The organism is Streptomyces sulfonofaciens (genome assembly GCF_014656295.1).
In the GTDB taxonomy this organism is placed as follows: Bacteria; Actinomycetota; Actinomycetes; order Streptomycetales; family Streptomycetaceae; genus Streptomyces; species Streptomyces sulfonofaciens.
On sequence record NZ_BNCD01000001.1, the window covers coordinates 403,431 to 423,568 of the forward strand.

Below are 20,138 nucleotides of genomic sequence, written 5' to 3' on the forward strand. Positions count from 1 at the left end.
ACCGACAGCACCGGCGGCCATGGCGGCACCGACGGCGGCAGCCGGAGCACGGGCCCGGGTGGTGGCGCTCGCGCTGGCGGCCGTGGTGGGCTGCGGGGCGCTCGCCGGGTGCGGTGGCGGTTCCGGAGCCGACGGCACCGACGGCACCGGAGGCAGGAGCGGCGGGCAGGCCGCGGCGGACACGGCGGCGCGACCGCACCTGCGGATCAGCGGCGCGTTCCTCCCCGTGCCCGTCACCACCGGTCTGGCGGCCGGGTTCTGCGTCGTGCGCAACACCGGCGGAGCCGACACGCTCACCTCTGTGACCAGCGACATCGCCGATCGGGTCACGCTGCACCGCACCCGCAACGGGCGGATGGAGATGCAGGACTCCTTCCCGGTGCCCGCGCACGGCGCGCTGGACTTCTCCCGCGGCGGCAACCATCTGATGTTCGAACAGCTCACGCACAAGCCGAAGGTGGGCGACACGGTGACGGTCCGGCTGCACTTCCGCCGCTCGGGGACGCTCACCGTCAAGGTCCCGGTCCGGCCCGCCACCTACAACCCGGGCGCCGGCGGCGCCTTTGGCACCCCGCCGGACGGCGCCGGCAGCGCGAGAACACCGTGAGGAGCTGACCGTGCAGAGCACCCCCTTCCGCCCCGGTCCGACCGGACAGCGCCGCCGGGCGCTGTACGCGTTCGTGCTGTGCGCGCTCGCCTGCGCGGCAGCCCTGCTCGCGGCCGCCGCGCCCGCCGGTGCGCACGCCGCGCTCACCGGCAGCGACCCCCGCCAGGGCGCGGTGGTCCAGGCGGCCCCGACGCAGGTGTCGCTGACCTTCTCCGAGGAGGTCAGCATCGCGGCCGGCGGGCTGAGGGTGCTCGACCCGGCGGGGGGCTCCGCCACCGCCGGCACGGTCGTCCACACGGGCGGCGACACCTACCGGGTGCCCCTGCGCACGGGTCTGCCGCACGGCACCTACACGGTCGCCTACCAGGTGATCTCGGCGGACAGCCATCCCGTCTCCGGTGCCTACACCTTCTCCGTGGGCGCGCCGTCGAAGACCTCCGTGTCGCTGCCCGACCGGGCGGCCGGCGGCGGTGTGGTCGGCGCCCTGTACGACACCGCACGGTATGTGTCGTACACGGGGTTCATCCTGCTGGTGGGCGGGGTCGCGTTCGTCCTGGCCTGCTGGCCGCGCGGGGCCGGGGTACGGCCGGTGCAGCGCCTCGTGGTCTCCGGCTGGGTGGCGATGACCGCGGCGACACTGGCCCTGCTGCTGATGCGCGGCTCCTACACCGGGTCGGGGAAGGTCGCCGACATCGTCGACCTGGGCCTGCTCCATGACGTACTGGGGACCAAGGAGGGCACGGCGCTCGTCTCCCGACTGCTGCTGCTCGCGGTGGCCGCGCTGTTCGTCGCGGTGCTCTTCGGTGCGTACGCGAAACGGGCCGGGGCCGGGGATCGGCCGGGTGCCGGTGAGGACGGGGGCGCCGGCGGGCCGGGGTCCGGCGACGGCGGCGGGCGCGACGGGACGGCTGCCGGAAGCGGGCGCGAGAGCGGGGGTGCCGCCCGGCAGGACCCGGGCGCGGGCGACCTCGCCTTCGGGCTCTCGGTGGGCGGGGCGGTGGTCGCGATCGGTCTCGCGGCGACCTGGGCACTGTCCGAACACGCCTCCGTGGGCATCCAGACCCGGCTCGCCGTCCCGGTGGACGTCCTGCACCTGCTGGCCGTGGCGACCTGGCTCGGCGGCCTCGCGACGCTGCTCACCGCGCTGTACCGGGCGCCGTCGGACGCGGCGCCGCCGATCGGGGCGGCGGCGGTGCGGCGGTTCTCGGCCGTCGCGTTCGGCAGCGTCCTGGTGCTGGTGGCCACCGGGCTCTACCAGTCCTGGCGCCAGGTCGGATCCTGGTCCGCGCTCACCGGCACGGACTTCGGACGGCTGCTGCTCGTCAAGGTCGCCCTGGTCGCCGTGGTCGTCGCCATCGCCGGCACCTCGCGCCGCTGGACCGGGCGGCTGACGGACGCCGCGGCGGCCACGGCCGGGGACAGCGCGAGCGCCGAGCCCGGCGCCGCGCGGGCGGATGCGGCCGCGCCCCGGCCCCAGGCGGCGGCACGCGCGGATGCCACCGCGGCGGTGGACACCGGCGCCGCCACCGCCCCCACGGACACCTCCACGGCGGCGGGCACCCGCCCGGCCGCGGACACCCGCACGGCGGCGGGCGCCTCCACCGCGCCGGAGGCAGGCGCGGCGCCGGCAGCCGGCACGGCGGTACATGCCTCCCCCGCGGAGGAAGCCCCCGCCACGGAGGAAGCCCCGGGCGCGGGGAGAGCCCCCACCTCCGAGGAAGCCCCCGTCGCGAGGGAAGCCCCCACCCCCCGGAAAGCCGCCGCCGCGGAGAAGCCCCCCGCACCAGGGGAAGCAGGCACGGACGCCGGCGGGGACGCCCCCGCTCGTGCCGCGCAACTCGCACGGCAGCGCGCGGCCATGGCCACCGCACGCCGCAGGAGGCTGCGCGATGCCGACCCGGCTCGCTCCGGACTGCGCCGCTCGGTCCTCGCCGAGGCGGCCGTCGCGGTCGTGGTGCTGGCCGTCACCACCCTTCTGACCACGACGGAGACGGGCCGTACGGCGGAGGAGGCCGCGCGGGCCGGCGGCGCGGTCGTCACCGGGGAGCAGGCTCCTCCGGTCTCCCTCGACCTGCCCTTCGACACCGGCGGCCCCCGGGGACGGGGCACCGTGATGCTCGACCTCGACCCCAGTCACCCAGGCCGCAACACCATGGACATCATGGTGATGGACCCGCAGGGCAGGACGGTCGACGTCCCCGAGGTGCAGGTCGCCCTGACGCTCAGGTCCCAGCACATCGGCCCGCTGCGCATCACGCCCGAGCACATCGCGCCCGGCCAGTGGACGGCGCGTGGCGTCCAGATCCCGATGGCGGGCGACTGGCAGTTCGCCCTGACCGTCCGTACCTCCGACATCGACGAAGTGACCGTCTACAAGAACGCGAAGATCGGCTGACCCACCATGGCGGATTCTGCCCACCCCTCCGACTCCCCGGCCCCTCCCGCCCCCCGGGCGGCAACCGGGACCACCGGACCGGCGATCACCCGACGCCGTCTGCTCGGTACCGCAGGTGCCACCGGCCTGGCCCTGGGCGCGGTGGGAGGCGCCATCGGCCATGCCACGGCCGGCGGCGACCCTTCGTCCGGGGCACGGTCAGCGGGCGGATCCGCCGTACCGCTGACCACGCTCGGCGCCGACACGGCGATGTTTCACGGGAAACATCAGCCCGGGATCACCACCGCGATGCAGTCCCGGGGCCATCTGGTCGCGTTCGACCTGCGTGCCGGCACCGGCCGCAAGGAGGCCGCGGCCCTGCTGCGCCGCTGGTCGGCCACGGCGGAGCGGCTGATGGCGGGCGAGCCCGTGACCGCCGGTGGGCATGACACCGGGATCGCCCTGGACGCCGGGCCGTCCTCGCTGACGGTGACCTTCGGCTTCGGCCACAGCTTCTTCGCCCGGACCGGCCTGGAGAAACAGCGCCCGACAGCGCTCGACCCGCTGCCCGACTTCTCCTCCGACCGCCTCGATGCGGCGCGCAGCAATGGCGACCTCTGGGTACAGATAGGCGCCGACGACGCGCTGGTCGCCTTCCACGCCCTGCGCGCCCTCCAGAAGGACGCGGCGGGCACGGCCGGAGTGCGCTGGCAGATGAACGGCTTCAACCGCTCGCCCGGCGCCACCGCCCGCCCGATGACCACCCGCAACCTGATGGGCCAGATCGACGGCACCGACAACCCGGAGCCCTCCGACCACGACTTCGACCAGCGGATCTTCGTACCCGCGCAGGGCAGCCCCGACTGGATGTCGCACGGCTCCTACGCCGTCGTACGCCGTATCCGGATGCTCCTCGACGACTGGGAGAAACTCAGCGTGGGGGACCAGGAGAAGGTGATAGGGCGGCGCAAGTCCTCGGGGGCGCCGCTGACCGGCGGCGGCGAGCGCAGCGAGATGAAGCTCGACCGGGTGGACGGCGACGGCAGGCCGGTGATCCCGCTGAACGCCCACGCACGGATCACGCGTCCCGACCAGAACGGCGGGGCCGCGATGCTGCGCCGCCCGTTCTCCTTCCACGACGGCTTCGACGCGGACGGCACCCCGGACGCGGGCCTGCTCTTCATCTGCTGGCAGGCCGATCCGCTGCGCGGTTTCGTCCCCGTCCAGCGCAAGCTGGACCGCGGCGACGCCCTCTCCGTATTCATCCGCCACGAGGCCAGCGGCCTCTTCGCGGTGCCGGGCGGAGCGGCGGACGGCGAGTACGTGGGGCAGCGGCTGCTGGAGGCGTGAGCGCGGGGGCCGGTCACCGGGGCGCGGCCGCGGGCAGGTCGTCGGGCCCGATGCCGGTGGCCGTCCGTTGCGGGCATGTCCGAGGTCACTTCCGGCGCGGACTAGGGTGACCGTATGTCGGCAACACGCTTCACGTATCTGGGCCCCGAGGGAACCTTCACCGAGGCCGCTCTCCGTACGCTCCCGGAATCGGCCACCCGGGAGCTGGTCCCCATGGTGTCCGTGCCGGCCACGCTGGACGCGGTGCGCAGCGGTGAGGCCTCGGGGGCCCTGGTGCCGATCGAGAACTCGGTGGAGGGCGGGGTCACCGCCACGGTCGACGAGCTGGCCAAGGGCTCCCCGCTGATGATCTACCGCGAGGTGGTCCTGCCGATCGCGTTCGCGCTGCTGGCGCGGCCCGGTACCACGCTGACGGATGTGAAGACGGTCACCGGGCACCCGGTGGCCCAGCCCCAGGTCCGCAACTGGCTGGCGGCACATCTGCCGGACGCCGTGTGGGAGTCGGCGGCGTCCAACGCGGACGGTGCCCGGCTGGTGCAGGAGGGCCGCTACGACGCGGCCTTCGCGGGCGAGTTCGCCGCGGCGACCTACGGCCTCACCCCCCTGGTCACCGACATCCACGACGCGGCGAACGCCGAGACCCGCTTCGTCCTGGTCGGCCGCCCCGCCCGGCCCTCGGCGCCGACCGGTGCCGACAAGACCTCGGTGGTCATCTGGCTCGGCGACGACCGCCCGGGCGGCCTGCTGGAGCTGCTCCAGGAGTTCAAGGTGCGCGGCGTCAACCTGATGCGGATCGAGTCCCGGCCCACCGGTCGCGGCATCGGCGACTACTGCTTCTCGGTGGACGCCGAGGGCCACATCACGGACCGCAGGATGGGTGAGGCCCTGATGGGGCTCAAGCGCATCTCCCCGCAGGTCCGCTTCCTCGGCTCCTACCCGCGCGCCTCGGTGGCGCCCTCGGACGTCGGCGCACCCGTGCCCGGCACCTCCGACGACGACTTCGTGGCCGCCTCCGACTGGCTGACGCGGTGCCAGGACGGCCGCTTCTGAGACGGTCACGGCCGCCGGTCCTCCGCAGGGGCAGGGGCCGGTACTCCGCGGGCACCGAGGCCGGTCGTCCGCGGGGCACAGCGGCGTGTCCGCAGTGCCCACAGGGGCCCCGCACCGGTGGGCACGGGTTGTCCACAGAGGTTATCCACAGGGTGTCCGACGACCTGGGGACAAGTCGACAAGGAAGCGCAACACAGTCGACAAATCACCCCAGAGGCACCCTCCACCCCTAGATCGCCCCACAATCCACCGCATCGCCACTCGTCCACTCATTTCTCTTGATCAACTCTTTGGAGCGAACCGATTCCACTCGAAAGTGGGGCTGAGCAGGGTTTGCTGCCTGAATCATCCCATTCTCCTCCAGTTTCGGAATGATCACTTTCCGTGCCGCCAAGGTAACCTTCCGACGTCCACAGATCTTCCACACAGGCTGTGGATAACTTTCCCCGACATGTGGACACCTGTGGACAACCAATGCCCCGACCGGCCGCCAAGTCCCGCTCGCGGCACCGGAGTACGGTCAAGGCGCCACCTTCGCACTCCCTCGTTCCAGGGAGTGCGGAACGCCTGATTGACACCCCGGAACAGACAATTCCGATCCGCGGCCACGGCACCGCACGCAGCGGCATTCCCGATTTCCCTTTCCGGCAATTCGGTCATCACCGTCCGGGTGGAATATGGGCTCGTGACCCGGAAGCGGGCACCGGTAGCCTTGAGGGGTGATTGACCTTCGCCTGCTCCGTGAGGACCCCGACCGCATCCGCGCCTCCCAGCGCGCCCGTGGAGAGGACGTCGCCCTGGTCGACGCCCTGCTCTCCGCCGACGAGTGGCGCAGGTCGTCCGGCGTCCGCTTCGACGAGCTGCGCTCGGAGCAGAAGGCGCTGGGCAAGCTCATCCCGAGGGCCTCCGGCGACGAGAAGCAGGAGCTGCTGGCCAAGGCGGGCGAGCTGGCCGCCGCGGTCAAGGCGGCCGACGCCGAGCGGGACGAGGCCGACGAGGAGACCAGGAAGCTCCTCCTGCGGCTGGGCAACCTCGTGCACGAGGACGTCCCTGTCGGCGGCGAGGAGGACTTCGCGCTGCTGGAGACGCACGGCACCATCCGGGACTTCGCGGCCGAGGGCTTCGAGCCCAAGGACCACCTGGAGCTGGGCGAGGCCCTGGGCGCCATCGACGTGGAGCGCGCCGCCAAGGTCTCCGGATCGCGGTTCTACTACCTCACCGGTGTCGGCGCCCTCCTGGAGCTCGCCCTCGTCAACGCGGCGGTCGCCCAGGCCACCGAGGCGGGCTTCATCCCCATGCTGACGCCGTCGCTGGTCCGCCCGCGCGCCATGGAGGGCACCGGCTTCCTCGGCCAGGCCGCGGAGAACGTCTACCACCTGGAAGGCGACGACTACTACCTCGTCGGCACCTCCGAGGTCCCGCTCGCCGCCTACCACATGGACGAGATCGTCGAGGCCGACCGCCTCCCGCTGCGCTACGCCGGCTTCTCGCCCTGCTACCGCCGCGAGGCCGGCACCTACGGCAAGGACACCCGGGGCATCTTCCGGGTGCACCAGTTCGACAAGGTCGAGATGTTCTCGTACGTCACCCCCGAGGACGCCGAGGCGGAGCACCAGCGCCTGCTCGACTGGGAGAAGCAGTGGCTGACCGGGCTCGGGCTGCCGTTCCGGGTGATCGACGTGGCCACCGGCGACCTGGGCGCCTCGGCCTCGCGGAAGTTCGACTGCGAGGCGTGGATCCCCACCCAGGGCAAGTACCGCGAGCTGACCTCCGCCTCCAACTGCAACGAGTTCCAGGCCCGCCGCCTGTCCATCCGGATGCGCGAGGGCAAGCGGGTACGCCCGCTCGCCACGCTGAACGGCACGCTCTGCGCCGTCCCGCGCACCATCGTCGCCCTGCTGGAGAACCACCAGCAGCCCGACGGCTCCGTGCGCGTCCCCGAGGTGCTCCGCCCCTACCTCGGCGGCCGGGAGCTCCTGGAACCCAAGTGAGCACCGCTTCCGACGAGCCCGGGCGCCCGCCGGCACCGCGCCCCCCGCACCGCCGTACCGGCCCGCCCTCGCCCGGCGGATCGGCTGCGGCCGCGAGCCCGCCCCTCCAGCCGCCCCGGCCGCGCGAGTCGCCCGGCCCTGCGGCGTTCCCCTACCGGCTCCTCGCCACCGACCTCGACGGGACGCTGCTGCGCTCCGACGGGACGGTCTCCGACCGGACCCGTGCGGCGCTCGCCGCCGCCACCTCCGCGGGCGCGGCGCACATCGTCGTCACCGGGCGTGCGGTCCCCTGGACCCGGTACATCCTGGACGACCTCGGCTACCGGGGCCTCGCGGTGTGCGGCCAGGGCTCGCAGGTGTACGACGCGGGCGCGCACCGCCTGGTCACCTCGGTGACCCTGGACCGCAGGCTGGCCGCCCACGCGCTGGAGCGCATCGAGGCCGGGACGGGTCCGCTGGCGCTGGCCGCGAGCCGCGACGGCGTCGAGGCGGACGTCCTGGTGGGACCCGGCTACCGGGTGCACGAGGGGCCGCTGCCCGTCACCCCGTTCACCGACCGCAGCGAGCTGTGGTCCGCGCCGCTGAACAAGCTCTACCTCCAGCACCCCCGGCTCTCCGACGACGAGCTGGCGCGTGCGGCGCGCGCGGCCGCCGGCGACCTGGTGTCGGTGACGATGGCGGGCGAGGGCATCGTGGAGCTGCTGCCGCTCGGCCTCAGCAAGGCCACCGGGCTGTCCCTGGCCGCCCGCCGCCTCGGCGTACGCCGTGCGGACACCCTCGCCTTCGGGGACATGCCCAACGACGTTCCCATGTTCGCCTGGGCCGCGCACGGTGTGGCGATGGCGAACGCCCACCCGGACCTGCTGGCCGTCGCCGACCAGGTCACGGCCGGAAACGACGAGGACGGTGTCGCACTCGTCCTGGAGGACCTGCTCAGCGCTTCCTGCGCCACCACCGACGCCGCGCCCGGCTGAAGAACCAGCCCGCAGGCGGCTCGTCGGACCGCCACGGCTGGGGCTCAGGGGCGCCGTCGCGCCAGCGTGCGGCGAGCATCCGCGCTCGCGCGGACGGCTCCCGCTGCCGGGCACAGCGTATGAAGTCCTCGTCGAGGGAGACCTCGTCCCAACCTTCGCCGGGGGGCGTCTCCCCCTCCGGCACGGGCTCGCTGCCCATCTCGGCTCCTCACTCAACGGGCGCGCACGGCGCTCGGCCGGAATCCTCGGTGCCCGGCCCGCGCGGAGCGCGCTCACCCTCCCACCAGTGTCCGGAAGGGAGGGTGAAGACGGCGTCAAGATGTGTACGCCCTGGGCGAAGCCCTCTGGCGGGCCGCTGCCGGACTGCGCTAGGCCCTGGCGGGCGCCGCGCCCGCCGGCCCCCGCCGGCACCGGCGCCTTCTGCCGGCCCGCGCCGGAGCCTGCTGCTCGCCTGCTCGTCTGCTCCTCTACTCGTCGCCCGCCAGCTTCAGCGCGCGCAGCTTCCGGCCCGCGTACCAGGTGGCGGCGATGGTCACCCCGGCCAGCAGGACCGTGGCCGTGGGCAGGCCGACGTCCGAGGTGATCAGGTCGTTGCCGGCCGCCTTGTGGGCGACGGCGAGCGACCACTGCTGCACGCTCAGCGTCTTCGCTCCCGACACGAACGAGCCGAAGAGCGCCTCCCAGACCAGGGCGTAGACGAGGCCGAAGACCACGGCGTGCCGGGTGACCGTGCCGAGCAGCAGGAACAGTGCGGCGTAGGCGATCGAGGAGACCAGGGCGGCGATGGTGTAGGCCACGGCGACCTGCTGGCCGTTGCCGTTCAGGATGAGGCCGGCGAGCAGGGTCGGGACGGCCGAGAAGGCCATCGTCACGGCGATCGCCACGATCAGCTTGGTGAGGATGATCGTGGGCCGCTTGACCGGCTTGGCCAGCAGGTACACCACCGAGCCGTCGTCGATCTCGGGCCCGATCGCGCCGGTGCCCGCGATCACGCCGATGATCGGCACCATGGTGGCGAGTGCGAAGCCGCCGAGCACGTCGGAGGCGGTCTGGTCGTCCGCGCCGCTGAAGCCGCGCACCGCTGCGGCGATCACGAGCAGCAGGGCCGGCAGCACGAAGAGGATCAGGGCCCGGCGGCGGCCGAGCAGGGCCCGGTAGGTGAGCCGGGCGACGGTGGGGTTGTACATCCTGGGCCTCCTACGGCCGCGACTAGGCCGCAACTAGATACGAGAAGACGGACTCGAGGGACTCGTCGGACGGCGAGACGGTGAGCAGCCGGACGCCGTGCTCGCGTGCGACCCTCGGCAGCAGCGCCGTGAACCGCCCGAAGTCGACCGCCTGGATGTGCAGCGCGCCCTCCTGGACGTCCACCTCGATGCCGGCCGTCGACGGGTCCGCGATGAGTGCCGCGGCCAGGGCGCGGTCGTCGCTGGAACGCACCAGGTAGCGGTGCGGGCGGTCGGTCATCAGACGGCGGATCCTGCGGAAGTCGCCGGACGCGGCGTGCCGACCTGCGACGATCACCTCGATGTGGGACGCCAGTTGCTCGACCTCCTCCAGGATGTGCGAGGAGAACAGCACCGTACGGCCCTCCTCCCCCATCCGCCGCAGCAGCTCCATGAGCTGCATGCGCTGGCGCGGGTCCATGCCGTTGAAGGGCTCGTCGAGCAGCAGCACGGACGGCTCGTGCACCAGGGCGGAGGCCATCTTCACGCGCTGCCGCATGCCCTTGCTGTAGGTGGAGATCTTCCGGTCCTGGGCGTACTCCATCTCGACCGTGGCGAGCGCGCGCCGGGCCTCGGAACTGCCCAGGCCGTGCAGTTCTGCGTTGGCCTCGACGAACTCGCGACCCGTGAGGAAGTCGTACATCGCCTCGCGCTCGGGCACGATGCCGATGTGCCGGTAGATCCCCTCGTTGCGCCAGATCGTTCCGCCGTCCAGGGTGACGGTGCCGGTGGAGGGCGCGAGGAAGCCGGCCATCATGTTGATGAGGGTGGACTTGCCCGCACCGTTCGGACCGAGCAGTCCGGTGACGCCGGGGCCGATGGTCATGGTGACGTCGTTGACGGCGACGACGTTGCCGAACCAGCGGGAGGTGTGGTCGATCTGAAGAGTGGTCATGGGCGGGGCCCGATCCTTGGAAGGGTGGTGGCGGGCGACGGGCCGGCGGGGGCTGGGCGGGGCCCCGTGCGCGGCGCGCCTGCGGTCGGCAGCGGGGAGGTCACAGCCCGACCTTTCGGTAGCGGCGGATCAGCAGGCCGTAGCTGCCCGCGATGAGGCCGAGGACGACCAGCAGGTAGACGGTGCCGAGTCCGGCGGACAGGTCCGGCGCGCCGGGGAAGGCCGAGGTGGCGCCGAGGAAGGCGCTCTGCACGCCGTCGATCAGGGTGATCGGCGAGAACAGGCCGAGCCAGCCGACGGCCGCGTGGCTGTCCTGCGTGTAGGCGATGGCCTGCACGGTGGAGACGGCGCCGTAGGAGATGGTCATGACGGCGATGACGGCCGCGATACCGAAGCCGCGGCGCGGGGTGATGGCCGAGATGACCAGGCCGATGCCGGCGAAGAGGAGGGAGAGCAGCGCCACGGAGACCAACCCCTGGAGGAAACCCTTCGTCTGGTCCGCGAAGTCGAGCTTCGCGAGCAGCGCGCCCACATAGAGCACCAGCAGGGGCGCCGCGGTGAGGATGAGCAGGGCGGATGCCATGGCCGCGTACTTGGCGCGCACGTAGTCGCCGTGCTCGATGGGACGGGAGAAGTACAGCGGCACCGTCTTGAACCGCAGGTCGCGGGAGACGGACTGCGGGGCCTGCGCCGCCAGGTAGAGGCCGATGACCGCCTGGAGGACGATCGCGTACCTGGTGTAGTCCAGCGGCAGGTCCTTCGCCTTGGTGGCGACGGTGACGGCCACCAGGATCAGCGCGGGCGCGATCATCGCCACGAACAGCACCATCGGCAGCACCTTGGACTTGGCCGAGCGGCCGAGGCCGTAGGCACCGCGCAGGGACTGCGAGTACAGCGAGCGGGTCGCGTACCCCCGGCCGAGGCGCGGGCCGTCGTAGCTGCGGTAGCCGATGTTGTGGATCCGGCTCTGCTCGGCGAGGGCCGCCGCCGCGGTCCCCGGCGGGGTTCCCGGGGCGGCCCCTGCCGCGGTCCCTGCCGCCCGGCCGGTCGGTCCGGTGCGCTCAGCCGCCATTGCGGGCCTCCTCCTTCTTCTGCGGGTCGGGCTGGGACGGGGACGCCCCTGCCGCGGGCCGGCCGGTGGGGGCCGTGCCGTCGCCCGGCCGGGTGCCACCGGACTCCTCGACACGGAACACCTCGGCGATCTGGTGCCTGCGCTGCTCCATGCGGACCAGACCGAGGCCCAGGTCGGCGACGGCGTCGCGGACCACGTCGTAGGTCTCCTCGCCGTCGGCCGTGAGCAGCAGGACGTGCCCGGCGCCGGGCAGACCGCTGCCGGACTCGGTGCCGATGCCGCGGGCGGCGAGCTCGTCGCGCAGGGCCGCGGTGCCGTCCGGGTGCTCGTCGGTGTCGGTGACCTCGACGGCGAGCGTGGTGGTGGTCTGGGTGAAGTCGGTGGTGGCGCTGGAGCGCAGCAGCTTCCCGCCGTCGACGACGACGACGTGGTCGCAGGTGCGCTCCAGCTCGCCGAGGAGGTGCGAGGTGACCAGGACCGAGATGCCGAAGTCGGTGTGCACCCGGCGGATCAGCCCGAGCATGTCGTCGCGGCCCACCGGGTCGAGGCCGTTGGTGGGCTCGTCGAGGAAGACCAGCTCGGGGTCGTGCACGAGGGCCTGCGCCAGCTTGACGCGCTGCTTCATGCCGGTCGAGTAGCCGCCGATGGGGCGGTAGCGCTCCTCGTAGAGGCCGACGTGCCGCAGGGTGTCCGCGGTGCGCTCACGGGCCGACGTGGGCGGCAGCCCCGACATCCGGGCCATGTGCACGACGAACTCGGTGGCCGAGACGTCGGGCGGCAGGCAGTCGTGCTCGGGCATGTACCCGACACGCTCGCGGATGGTGGAGCCCTTGGTCGCGACATCGAGGCCGAGCACTTCGGCACGGCCCTCGGACGCGGGCGACAGACCCAGCAGGATCTTGATCAGTGTGGACTTGCCGGCTCCGTTGGCCCCGACGAGTCCGGTCACACCGGGCCCGATATCCACGGAGAGCCGGTCAAGAGCGGTCACCCTGGGGAACCGCTTGCTCAGGCTTTCGGTCGCGATCACAGTCACACCTCGACGGTAGGGGCGGCTCCGGAGCCAGGCGTCAGACCAGAGTGCCGGACCGGTCTCAGCCTCCAGTCGTACGGGCCCGTAGGGGAAGGGACCGCAGGGGGAGGAGCCGCGCTACGCCAGGAGCGGTGCGGGCGGTGGACGTCTCCGCGGTGGAGCGCCGCTGGGCGCCGCTGCGAGACGCCGCGTGCGCAGCGGGGCGGCGCCGTGCAGAGGCCGCCGTGCGCTGTGGAGCACCGCCGTGCAGACGCCGCCGTGCGCTGTGGAGCACCGCCGTGCAGACGCCGGCGCCCAGGCGCCGTCCGCCCCGGCGCGACGATCCGCGTACGGGCCGAGATGCGCCCTCGGCCGCGGGTGGCGGCCGTCAGGCTCGGCCGCGGCGCGCTGCTCGGGGAGCTCGGCCGCGGGTGGTGGCCGGGGTCCTCGCCCACAGGCCTCGACGCGGGGCCACACCCACGGGCGGCGGCAAAACGAAGGAAGCGGCCAAAAAACGCGTAGGGGCCTGCCACTTGTCCACAGAATCGCCAATTCCCCTGTGGATAACCGTACTTGGCTGTGGATCAAACCTCGTGACGTCATTTTCTGCTGTGAATTCACGGGCACGGCCGGGTGACCACCGGGTTGCGGGCGGGGTGCACGGCAACCGCCGTGGCGGGGCCGGACCATGGCACGTGCACATGGAAAGATGGCCGCGGACCCGCACCGACCGTCCTGGAGGGCGACCGCCCATGCCCCATGATCCTTCCCCGCCCGCCGAGCTCCCCCTGCGGGACGAGACCATCGGCGGATTCCTCGGCCGGCTGGCGGCGCGGGTGCCCGCGCCCGGCGGTGGCGCCTCCGCCGCGCTGCACGCCGCCCAGGCCGCCGCACTGCTCGGCATGGTCGCCCGGTACAGCACCGGCGAGAAGTACGCGGCGCACGCCGGTGCGGTCGCACGCATCACCGCCGCCTCCGACGACCTGTGCACCACCGCCGTGTGCCTCGCGGAGGACGACGCCCGGGCCTTCACCGCGGTCACCGACGCCTATCGGCTGCCGCGCGCCACGCCCGACGAGAAGGCCGCCAGGTCGGCGGCGATCGCCCGGGCGCTGGCTGCCGCAGCGACGCCTCCGGCCGAGGTCATCGGCACCGCCCTGCGCACCGTCGAGCTGGCCGAGGAACTGCTGCCCGCCGCCAACCGCAATGTGGTCACCGATGTGGCCGCCGCCGCGGAGGCGGCCCGCGCCGCGGCCACCACCGCGCGGATCAACGTGGAGATCAACCTGTCCGGCATCAAGGACCCCCTGGTACGCGCCGAGCTCACCGAGGCGGTGCACCGGGTGGACGCCATCGTGGCCCGCGCCGAGCAGATCACCGCGGCGGTGCGCAAGGAGATCACCGCATGACCGCCGGGTCTCCGGGCGCCGCGGGGAACGCGGCGCCGGCCCGGTTGCGGGAGCTCCGGGGCCGCGAGCTGGCCGCCGCGCTGCGCACCGACACCGCGGACCGGGCCGCCGAGCTGGCCGCCCGGGGCACCGCGCCGCACCTCGCCGTGGTGACCGCGACCGCGGACGAGTCCAGCGCGTGGTACGTGCGCTCCATCGCGCGCAGCGCCGAGAAGGCCGGGCTGGAGTGCACCGTCGTCGACCTCGGCCCCGGCGCGGCCGAGTCCGGGATCCGCGCACGGCTGCGGACGCTGAGCGCCGACCCGACGGTGCACGGGATCATCCTCCAGACGCCGCTGCCCGCCGGGGCGCGACTGGAGGACCTGGCGTCCGCGATCGACCCCGTGAAGGACGTGGACGGCGCCAACCCGCTCTCCCTGGGGCGCCTGGCCGCCGGTCTGCCCGCCTTCGCGCCGGCCACCGCGGAGGCCGTGGTGGCCCTGCTCGACCACCACAAGATCCCGCTCGCCGGCCGCCACGCCGTGGTCGTGGGCCGCTCGACCGTGGTCGGCAAGCCGGCCGCCCATCTGCTGCTCGACCGCGATGCCACGGTCACGGTCTGCCATTCGCGCACCACGGACCTGGCTGCGCTCACGCGGACGGCGGACGTGCTGATCGCGGCGGTGGGGCGGCCGCGCCTCATCACCGCGGACCACGTCGGGGAGGGCGCGGTGGTCATCGACGTGGGCACCAACGTGACCGAGGACGGCAGCCTGGTCGGCGACGTCGACCCCGCCGCGGGCGCCCGGGCCGGCGCGCTCACTCCGGTTCCTGGCGGCGTCGGGCCCGTGACGACAGCCCTCCTGCTCCAGCACACGGTGCGGGCGGCCCTGACGTTGTGAGCAACGGCCGGTGGCCCGCGAGGGCCACCGGCCGCGCGGGGACCGGCGGGGCGGCGCCGCGCGGTGACCGGCGGGGCGGCGCCGCGCAGGACGGCAGGGAGGGGCCCCGGAGCAGGGCCACTCAGATGTGCGCCCCAGCGCACGCCCGTGCTGGCATATGCGGGACAATACGACCGTGACCTCAGCTACCGCACGGCCCCGGAACCCCGCCCACCCCGTTCGGCCGCGGCTGATCGCCACCGATCTGGACGGCACGCTGCTGCGCGACGACAAGTCCGTCTCACGGCGTACGGTGGCCGCGCTCGCAGCCGCCGAGCAGGCCGGTATCGAGGTCTTCTTCGTGACCGGCCGGCCGGCCCGCTGGATGGACGTGGTCGCCGACCACGTCCACGGGCACGGCCTGGCCATCTGCGCGAACGGCGCCGCGGTGGTGGACCTGCACAGCGGTAGGGAGACGGCCGGGAGCACCGGCGGAGCGGAAGGCACCGGGAGCACCCCGGCCGGCGCAGGCACCCCGAATACCGAAGGTGCCTCAGGTGCCTCAGGTGCCGGAAACGTCCAGGGGGGCGGGGGCGCCGGGAGCGATGAGGGGCAGTGGTTCGGTGGGCATCGGTTCATCAAGATCCGGCCCTTGGCGCGGTCCCGGGCCCTGGAGGTCGTGGACGTGCTGCGCTCCGCGGCGCCCGGCACGTCGTTCGCCGTGGAGCTGAGCGGCGGACTGCACCACGAGCCCACGTACCCGCCGCTGCACCTGGAGCCCGGGGAGAGCATCGCACCGGCGGAGAAGCTCCTCTCCGAGCACTCCGACGTCGCAGGCCAGCCCCTTCTGAAGGTCCTGGCCTACCACCCCGAGCTGGCCCCCGACGACTTCCTGGCGCTCGCGCGCACCGAGGTGCGGGAGCGTGCGACGATCACCCGCTCCAGCCCCAGCGCGCTGCTGGAGATCAGCGGTGCGGGGGTGTCCAAGGCCAGCACCCTGGCACTGTGCTGCGAGGAGCGGGGCATCTCACCGGCCGAGGTCGTCGCCTTCGGCGACATGCCGAACGACGTCGACATGCTCACCTGGGCGGGCACCTCCTACGCCATGGGCAACGCCCATCCCGCCGTCACCGCAGCCGCCTCCGGCCGCACGGCGGGCAACAACGACGACGGCGTGGCGGCGGTCATCGAGCAGATCCTGCTGAACCGCTGAACGGCTGGTACCGCTGGGACTACTGGCACCGCTAGGACTACTAGGACTGCTGGGGCTGCTGGGGCTGCTGGGCCGCCGTGCAGCAGTGCAGCAGTACCGTCGAGTCGTCGAGTCGCCGAGCACCTGGGCCGAGGGGCCGGCCGATCCGCAGGGCCTCGCACGCGCCGTGCACCGCGGCGGCCCCCCGCCGAACGTCCCGAGGCCGACCTCGCGGGCACCCCGGCTCCGGTGAGGCAGCGGGAGGGCGGCAGCGGCGGACCCGGCAGCGGAAACGACGGCAGTGGCGGACCGGCCGCCGAAACGACAGCAGCGGCGGACCGGCAGCGGGAGAACCGCTGGCGGCCTCCTCTCAGCCCAGGGCCGCCGACTCCGCCCCACTCGCCCGTTCCCGCTCCCACAGCCGCCGCAACGGCCCCTCCACCGCCACCAGTTCCGCGTACCGGCCGCGCTGAACCACTCGGCCGCCGTCCAGTACCAGCACCTCGTCCACCGCTTCGAGACCGGTGAGCCGGTGGGTGATCAGCAGGGTGGTGCGGCCCTCGGTCGCCGCCAGCAGATCGGCGGTGAGGGCGTCCCCGGTCGGCAGGTCGAGGTGTTCCGCGGGCTCGTCCAGAACGAGGACGGGGAAGTCGGCGAGGAGTGCACGCGCCAGCGCCAGCCGCTGCCGCTGCCCGCCGGAGAGCCGCGCCCCGTGCTCGCCGACCAGCGTGTCCAGGCCGTCCGGCAACGACTCCGCCCAGTCCAGCAGCCTGACCCGGGCCAGGGCGTGGCGCAGTTGGTCCTCGGTCGCCTCCTTCCGCGCCAGCAGCAGGTTCTCGCGCACCGAGCTGTCGAAGGTGTGGGCGTCCTGCGCGCACAGCCCGACATGGCGCCGCACCGTGTCCCCGTCCAGCGCGTACGCGTCCACCCCGCCCAGCGTGTACGTCCCCTGATACGCGTCCAGGAACCGCAACAGCACCTGTGCCAGCGTCGACTTGCCCGCACCGGACGGCCCGACCACGGCGACCCTGCGGCCCCGCTCCAGCGTCAGATCGAGCCCGAAGAGCGCGTCGCCCTCCGGCACTCCGGTTCCACGGGGCCTCGCTGACCGTACGGGGTCCGGCCCGGTCCCGGGGCCGGGCCGCTCCGCGTACCGTGCCGCCAGTCCTCGCAGCCGGAGCGGAAACGGGGTCGCGGGCGCGGCGGCGGGGGCCGCCGGTTCACGTACCGGGACGGGTGCGTCCAGCACTTCGTACACGCGCTCCGCGCTCCTGCGCACCCGCTGCCGATGCCGGGCGGCGAGCGGCAGGCCGAGGAGCGCTTCGAAGGCGGCGGTCGGAACGAGGACGACGACGGCGAGGGCCACCCCGTCGAGCCTCCCCTCCCGCACGGCCGTCACCCCGCACAGGGCCGTACCGGCCACCGTCAGCCCGGACACCAGCGCGGTCAGGCCGCTGCCGAGTGCCGTGGCCGCCGCGGCGCGCGCGGCGATCCGGGTCAGCGCGGTGTCGGCGCGCTTCGCGAGGGCGGTACGGGCGGGCAGCGCGCCGGCGACCGTCAGCTCGGCGGTCCCGGTGAGCAGGTCGGCGACCCGGGTGGCGAGCATGCCCCGCACGGGTGCGAGCCTGCGTTCCGCACGCCGCGCCACCGCCGCGGCGAGCAGCGGTACGCCGACACCGGCGACCAGCAGCCCGGTGGCGAGCACCGCACCGGCGGAGGGCAGCAGCCAGGCTGTGAACGCCACGGTGCCCATGGAGACCAGGACGGCCGCGGCCACCGGGAGCAGCCAGCGCAGCCAGTAGTCCTGGAGCGCCTCCACGTCGGCGACCAGCCGGGAGAGCAGGTCTCCGCGGCGGACGGTGCGAAGACCTGCGGGCGCCAGCCGTTCGAGGCCCCGGTAGACCGTCACCCGGGCATCGGCCAGGATCCGCAGCACCGTGTCGTGCGACACCAGCCTTTCGGCGTACCGGAAGGCGGCCCGGCCGATGCCGAAGGCCCTGGTGGCTGTGACGGCCACCATCAGATACAGCACCGGAGGCCGCTCGGCCGCACGCGAGATCAGCCATCCGGACGTACCCATCAGCCCGACCGCGCTCCCCAGCGCCAGCGCCCCCAGTGCCAGGGCCGCCACCAGTTGTCCGCGCCGTGCCGCCGCCATCCTGCGCACCCGCCGCAGCACGGCCGCGCCACCCGTGCCCGCCGCCTCGGCCGCCGGGGGCGCAGCACCGTCCGCCCCGCCCCCGACCCGCGGGGGGACCCCGTCTTCGGTGCCCCCCACTCCGCCGCCCGCACCGGCACCAGTGCCAATACCCGCATCTCCCCGCCCCGTCCAGGAGCGCTCCGGCACCGGCTGCCCCACGGGAGCGCCGTCGGTCCGGCGCGCCGCCGGGTCCGCGTCCGTCGCGGGGCCGGGTATCCGCACCACCCGGTCCGCCGCCGCGAGCAGCGCCGGCCGGTGTGCCACCAGCAGAACGGTCCGGCCGTGCGCCAGCCGGCGGACGGCCGCCACCACATCGGCCTCGGTCGCGCCGTCCAGTGACGCCGTCGGCTCGTCGAGCACCAGCACAGGACGGTCCGCAAGGAACGCCCTGGCCAGCGCGATCCTCTGGCGCTGGCCAGCCGACAGTCCGGCTCCGTCCTCGCCGAGCACCGTCCGTACTCCGTCGGGCAACGCGTCGACGAACTCCAAAGCGCCCGCGTCGTGCAGCGCCCCGCGTACGTCTGCCGTGGCGGCCCCCGGGCGGGCCAGGCGGACGTTCTCGGCTATCGAGCCCGCATGGAGGTGGGGCCGCTGCGGCACCCATGCGACCTGGCGGTGCCACTCCTCAAGCGGCACCTCCGCCAGGTCGGCACCTCCGGCGCGCACCCGTCCTGCCGTGGGGCGTACCAGCCCCAGCGCCACGCTCACCAACGTCGACTTGCCCGCTCCGCTGGGCCCGACCAGCGCCACCGTCTCCCCGGGCCGCACCTCGAACGACATCTCGGACACCGCCTCCGAGGACCGCCCGGGATACCGCACCGACACCCCGTCGAACCGGATCCCCCAGGGCCCTCGGAGCAGCCCCCCACCACCCGGCCCCGGGCGGCCTGCGCCGGCCGGGGCACCCATCGGCACCAGCGGCTTCCCGACCTCCGGTGTGCCCGTCTTGTGCACCGTCTCCGGCATGGTGTCCAGCACCGCGAAGACATCCTCGGCCGCGGCCAGCCCCTCCGCCGCCGCGTGGTACTGCGCACCGACCTGCCGCACCGGCAGATATGCCTCCGGCGCCAGGACCAGGACCAGCAGCCCCGTGTGAAGATCCAGTTCACCGTGCACCAGCCGCATTCCAATGGTCACCGCCACCAGTGCAACCGACAGGGTGGCCAGCAGTTCCAGGGCGAACGACGACAGGAAGGCGATCCGCAGGGTGCGCATGGTGGCACGGCGGTAGGCACCGGTGATCCGGCGGATGGACTCCGCCTGCGCCTTCGCCCTGCCGAACACCTTGAGCGTCGGCAATCCGGCGACCACATCCAGGAAGTGGCCGGACAGCCGTGACAGCAGACGCCACTGGCGGTCCATCCGGCTCTGGGTCGACCAGCCGATCAGCACCATGAAGACCGGTATCAGGGGCAGTGTGCCGGCGATGATCACGGCAGACAGCCAGTCCTCGGTGACGATCCGTGCCAGCACGGCCGCCGGCACCACCACGGCAAGGCCCAGTTGCGGCAGATAGCGCGCGAAGTAGTCGTCCAGCGCGTCGACACCACGGGTGGCAAGCGCCACCAGCGAGCCGGTGTGCTGTCCGCCGAGCCACTGCGGCCCCAGCACGCCCACGCGTTCCAGTAGCCGTCCTCTCAGCTCCGACTTGACCGCGGCGCTGGCACGGTGCGCCGCATGCTCGGTCAGCCAGCCGACGGCGCCCCGGCCCATCGCGACGACCACCAGCAGCGTGAGGGGCTCCCGTAGCTCGCCGACGGACAGCCCGTGCTGGAAAGCACCCACCACCACATCGGCGATCAGCATCGCCTGCGCCACCACCAGACCCGCCCCGGCAAGCCCGAGGACGACCACGGCGACCAGGAAGAACCGGGTGGCCCGGGCATAGCGCAGCAATCGCGGATCGACTGGTTTCACGTGAAACAC

General features: G+C 73.6%; 15 protein-coding genes. 9 read left to right on the plus strand and 6 right to left on the minus strand.

Annotated features, from left to right (window positions below; all coding sequences use genetic code 11):
- Positions 1 to 19 precede the first annotated feature (19 nt).
- The 6 genes from IE313_RS01605 (at position 20) to IE313_RS01630 (ending at position 8,346) form a co-directional block, all read left to right on the plus strand.
- Positions 20 to 607: a copper chaperone PCu(A)C gene (locus IE313_RS01605; RefSeq protein ID WP_189929012.1), complete on the plus strand. Its 588-nt coding sequence runs from the start codon at positions 20 to 22 to the stop codon at positions 605 to 607.
- Between the two features lie 10 nt (positions 608 to 617).
- On the plus strand, positions 618 to 3,002 hold the full coding sequence (locus tag IE313_RS01610; RefSeq protein ID WP_373316890.1) for a copper resistance CopC/CopD family protein: 2,385 nt from the start codon (positions 618 to 620) through the stop codon (positions 3,000 to 3,002).
- Between the two features lie 6 nt (positions 3,003 to 3,008).
- On the plus strand, positions 3,009 to 4,331 hold the full coding sequence (efeB, locus tag IE313_RS01615) for an iron uptake transporter deferrochelatase/peroxidase subunit (RefSeq protein WP_189929013.1): 1,323 nt from the start codon (positions 3,009 to 3,011) through the stop codon (positions 4,329 to 4,331).
- Positions 4,332 to 4,445: 114 nt separating this feature from the next.
- A complete protein-coding gene (gene pheA, locus IE313_RS01620; RefSeq protein ID WP_189929014.1) occupies positions 4,446 to 5,381 on the plus strand; it encodes a prephenate dehydratase in 936 nt (311 codons plus the stop codon).
- Between the two features lie 719 nt (positions 5,382 to 6,100).
- Positions 6,101 to 7,372: a serine--tRNA ligase gene (gene serS, locus IE313_RS01625; protein WP_189929015.1), complete on the plus strand. Its 1,272-nt coding sequence runs from the start codon at positions 6,101 to 6,103 to the stop codon at positions 7,370 to 7,372.
- Positions 7,369 to 8,346, plus strand: a complete 978-nt coding sequence (locus tag IE313_RS01630; protein WP_189929016.1) for an HAD family hydrolase — start codon at positions 7,369 to 7,371, stop codon at positions 8,344 to 8,346. The genes serS and IE313_RS01630 overlap by 4 nt, the downstream gene beginning before the upstream one ends.
- Here the strand turns inward: IE313_RS01630 and IE313_RS01635 are convergent.
- From IE313_RS01635 to IE313_RS01655, 5 genes are all read right to left on the minus strand, one after another.
- Positions 8,306 to 8,545 carry an SGM_3592 family protein gene (locus tag IE313_RS01635; RefSeq protein ID WP_189929017.1) on the minus strand — a complete coding sequence of 80 codons (240 nt, stop codon included), beginning with the start codon at positions 8,543 to 8,545 and terminating at the stop codon, positions 8,306 to 8,308. The two genes, IE313_RS01630 and IE313_RS01635, sit on opposite strands and share 41 nt — an antisense overlap.
- Before the next feature lie 268 nt (positions 8,546 to 8,813).
- Positions 8,814 to 9,533, minus strand: a complete 720-nt coding sequence (locus IE313_RS01640; protein WP_189929018.1) for an ABC transporter permease — start codon at positions 9,531 to 9,533, stop codon at positions 8,814 to 8,816.
- A 22-nt stretch (positions 9,534 to 9,555) separates the two neighbouring features.
- The gene (locus IE313_RS01645) at positions 9,556 to 10,467 is read right to left on the minus strand and encodes an ABC transporter ATP-binding protein (RefSeq protein ID WP_189929019.1); all 912 of its coding nucleotides are present in this window, start codon (positions 10,465 to 10,467) and stop codon (positions 9,556 to 9,558) included.
- A 100-nt stretch (positions 10,468 to 10,567) separates the two neighbouring features.
- Positions 10,568 to 11,539: an ABC transporter permease subunit gene (locus tag IE313_RS01650; RefSeq protein WP_189929020.1), complete on the minus strand. Its 972-nt coding sequence runs from the start codon at positions 11,537 to 11,539 to the stop codon at positions 10,568 to 10,570.
- On the minus strand, positions 11,529 to 12,569 hold the full coding sequence (locus IE313_RS01655) for an ABC transporter ATP-binding protein (RefSeq protein ID WP_189929277.1): 1,041 nt from the start codon (positions 12,567 to 12,569) through the stop codon (positions 11,529 to 11,531). Before IE313_RS01655 ends, IE313_RS01650 begins: the two co-directional genes overlap by 11 nt.
- Positions 12,570 to 13,303: 734 nt before the next feature.
- Here IE313_RS01655 and IE313_RS01660 point away from each other — a divergent pair.
- The 3 genes from IE313_RS01660 (at position 13,304) to IE313_RS01670 (ending at position 16,033) form a co-directional block, all read left to right on the plus strand.
- Positions 13,304 to 13,960: a cyclodeaminase/cyclohydrolase family protein gene (locus IE313_RS01660; RefSeq protein ID WP_229924283.1), complete on the plus strand. Its 657-nt coding sequence runs from the start codon at positions 13,304 to 13,306 to the stop codon at positions 13,958 to 13,960.
- Positions 13,957 to 14,841, plus strand: coding sequence for a bifunctional 5,10-methylenetetrahydrofolate dehydrogenase/5,10-methenyltetrahydrofolate cyclohydrolase (locus tag IE313_RS01665; protein WP_189929021.1), 885 nt, complete (start codon positions 13,957 to 13,959; stop codon positions 14,839 to 14,841). The genes IE313_RS01660 and IE313_RS01665 overlap by 4 nt, the downstream gene beginning before the upstream one ends.
- Positions 14,842 to 14,998: 157 nt before the next feature.
- Complete coding sequence (locus IE313_RS01670; protein WP_229924284.1) at positions 14,999 to 16,033, plus strand: HAD hydrolase family protein; 1,035 nt, start codon at positions 14,999 to 15,001, stop codon at positions 16,031 to 16,033.
- 349 nt (positions 16,034 to 16,382) lie between these two features.
- Here IE313_RS01670 and cydD read toward each other — a convergent pair whose 3' ends face one another.
- The gene (cydD, locus tag IE313_RS01675; protein ID WP_189929022.1) at positions 16,383 to 20,129 is read right to left on the minus strand and encodes a thiol reductant ABC exporter subunit CydD; all 3,747 of its coding nucleotides are present in this window, start codon (positions 20,127 to 20,129) and stop codon (positions 16,383 to 16,385) included.
- Positions 20,130 to 20,138 lie beyond the last annotated feature (9 nt).

Excerpts from the sequence above, each read along its gene's own strand:
- IE313_RS01605 (WP_189929012.1), top strand. The coding sequence starts at position 20 with ATGGCGGCACCGACGGCGGCAGCCGGAGCACGGGCCCGGGTGGTGGCG.
- efeB (WP_189929013.1), top strand. The coding sequence starts at position 3,009 with ATGGCGGATTCTGCCCACCCCTCCGACTCCCCGGCCCCTCCCGCCCCC.
- pheA (WP_189929014.1), top strand. The coding sequence starts at position 4,446 with ATGTCGGCAACACGCTTCACGTATCTGGGCCCCGAGGGAACCTTCACC.
- IE313_RS01635 (WP_189929017.1), bottom strand. The coding sequence starts at position 8,545 with ATGGGCAGCGAGCCCGTGCCGGAGGGGGAGACGCCCCCCGGCGAAGGT.
- IE313_RS01640 (WP_189929018.1), bottom strand. The coding sequence starts at position 9,533 with ATGTACAACCCCACCGTCGCCCGGCTCACCTACCGGGCCCTGCTCGGC.
- IE313_RS01645 (WP_189929019.1), bottom strand. The coding sequence starts at position 10,467 with ATGACCACTCTTCAGATCGACCACACCTCCCGCTGGTTCGGCAACGTC.
- IE313_RS01650 (WP_189929020.1), bottom strand. The coding sequence starts at position 11,539 with ATGGCGGCTGAGCGCACCGGACCGACCGGCCGGGCGGCAGGGACCGCG.
- IE313_RS01660 (WP_229924283.1), top strand. The coding sequence starts at position 13,304 with ATGCCCCATGATCCTTCCCCGCCCGCCGAGCTCCCCCTGCGGGACGAG.
- IE313_RS01665 (WP_189929021.1), top strand. The coding sequence starts at position 13,957 with ATGACCGCCGGGTCTCCGGGCGCCGCGGGGAACGCGGCGCCGGCCCGG.
- IE313_RS01670 (WP_229924284.1), top strand. The coding sequence starts at position 14,999 with ATGCGGGACAATACGACCGTGACCTCAGCTACCGCACGGCCCCGGAAC.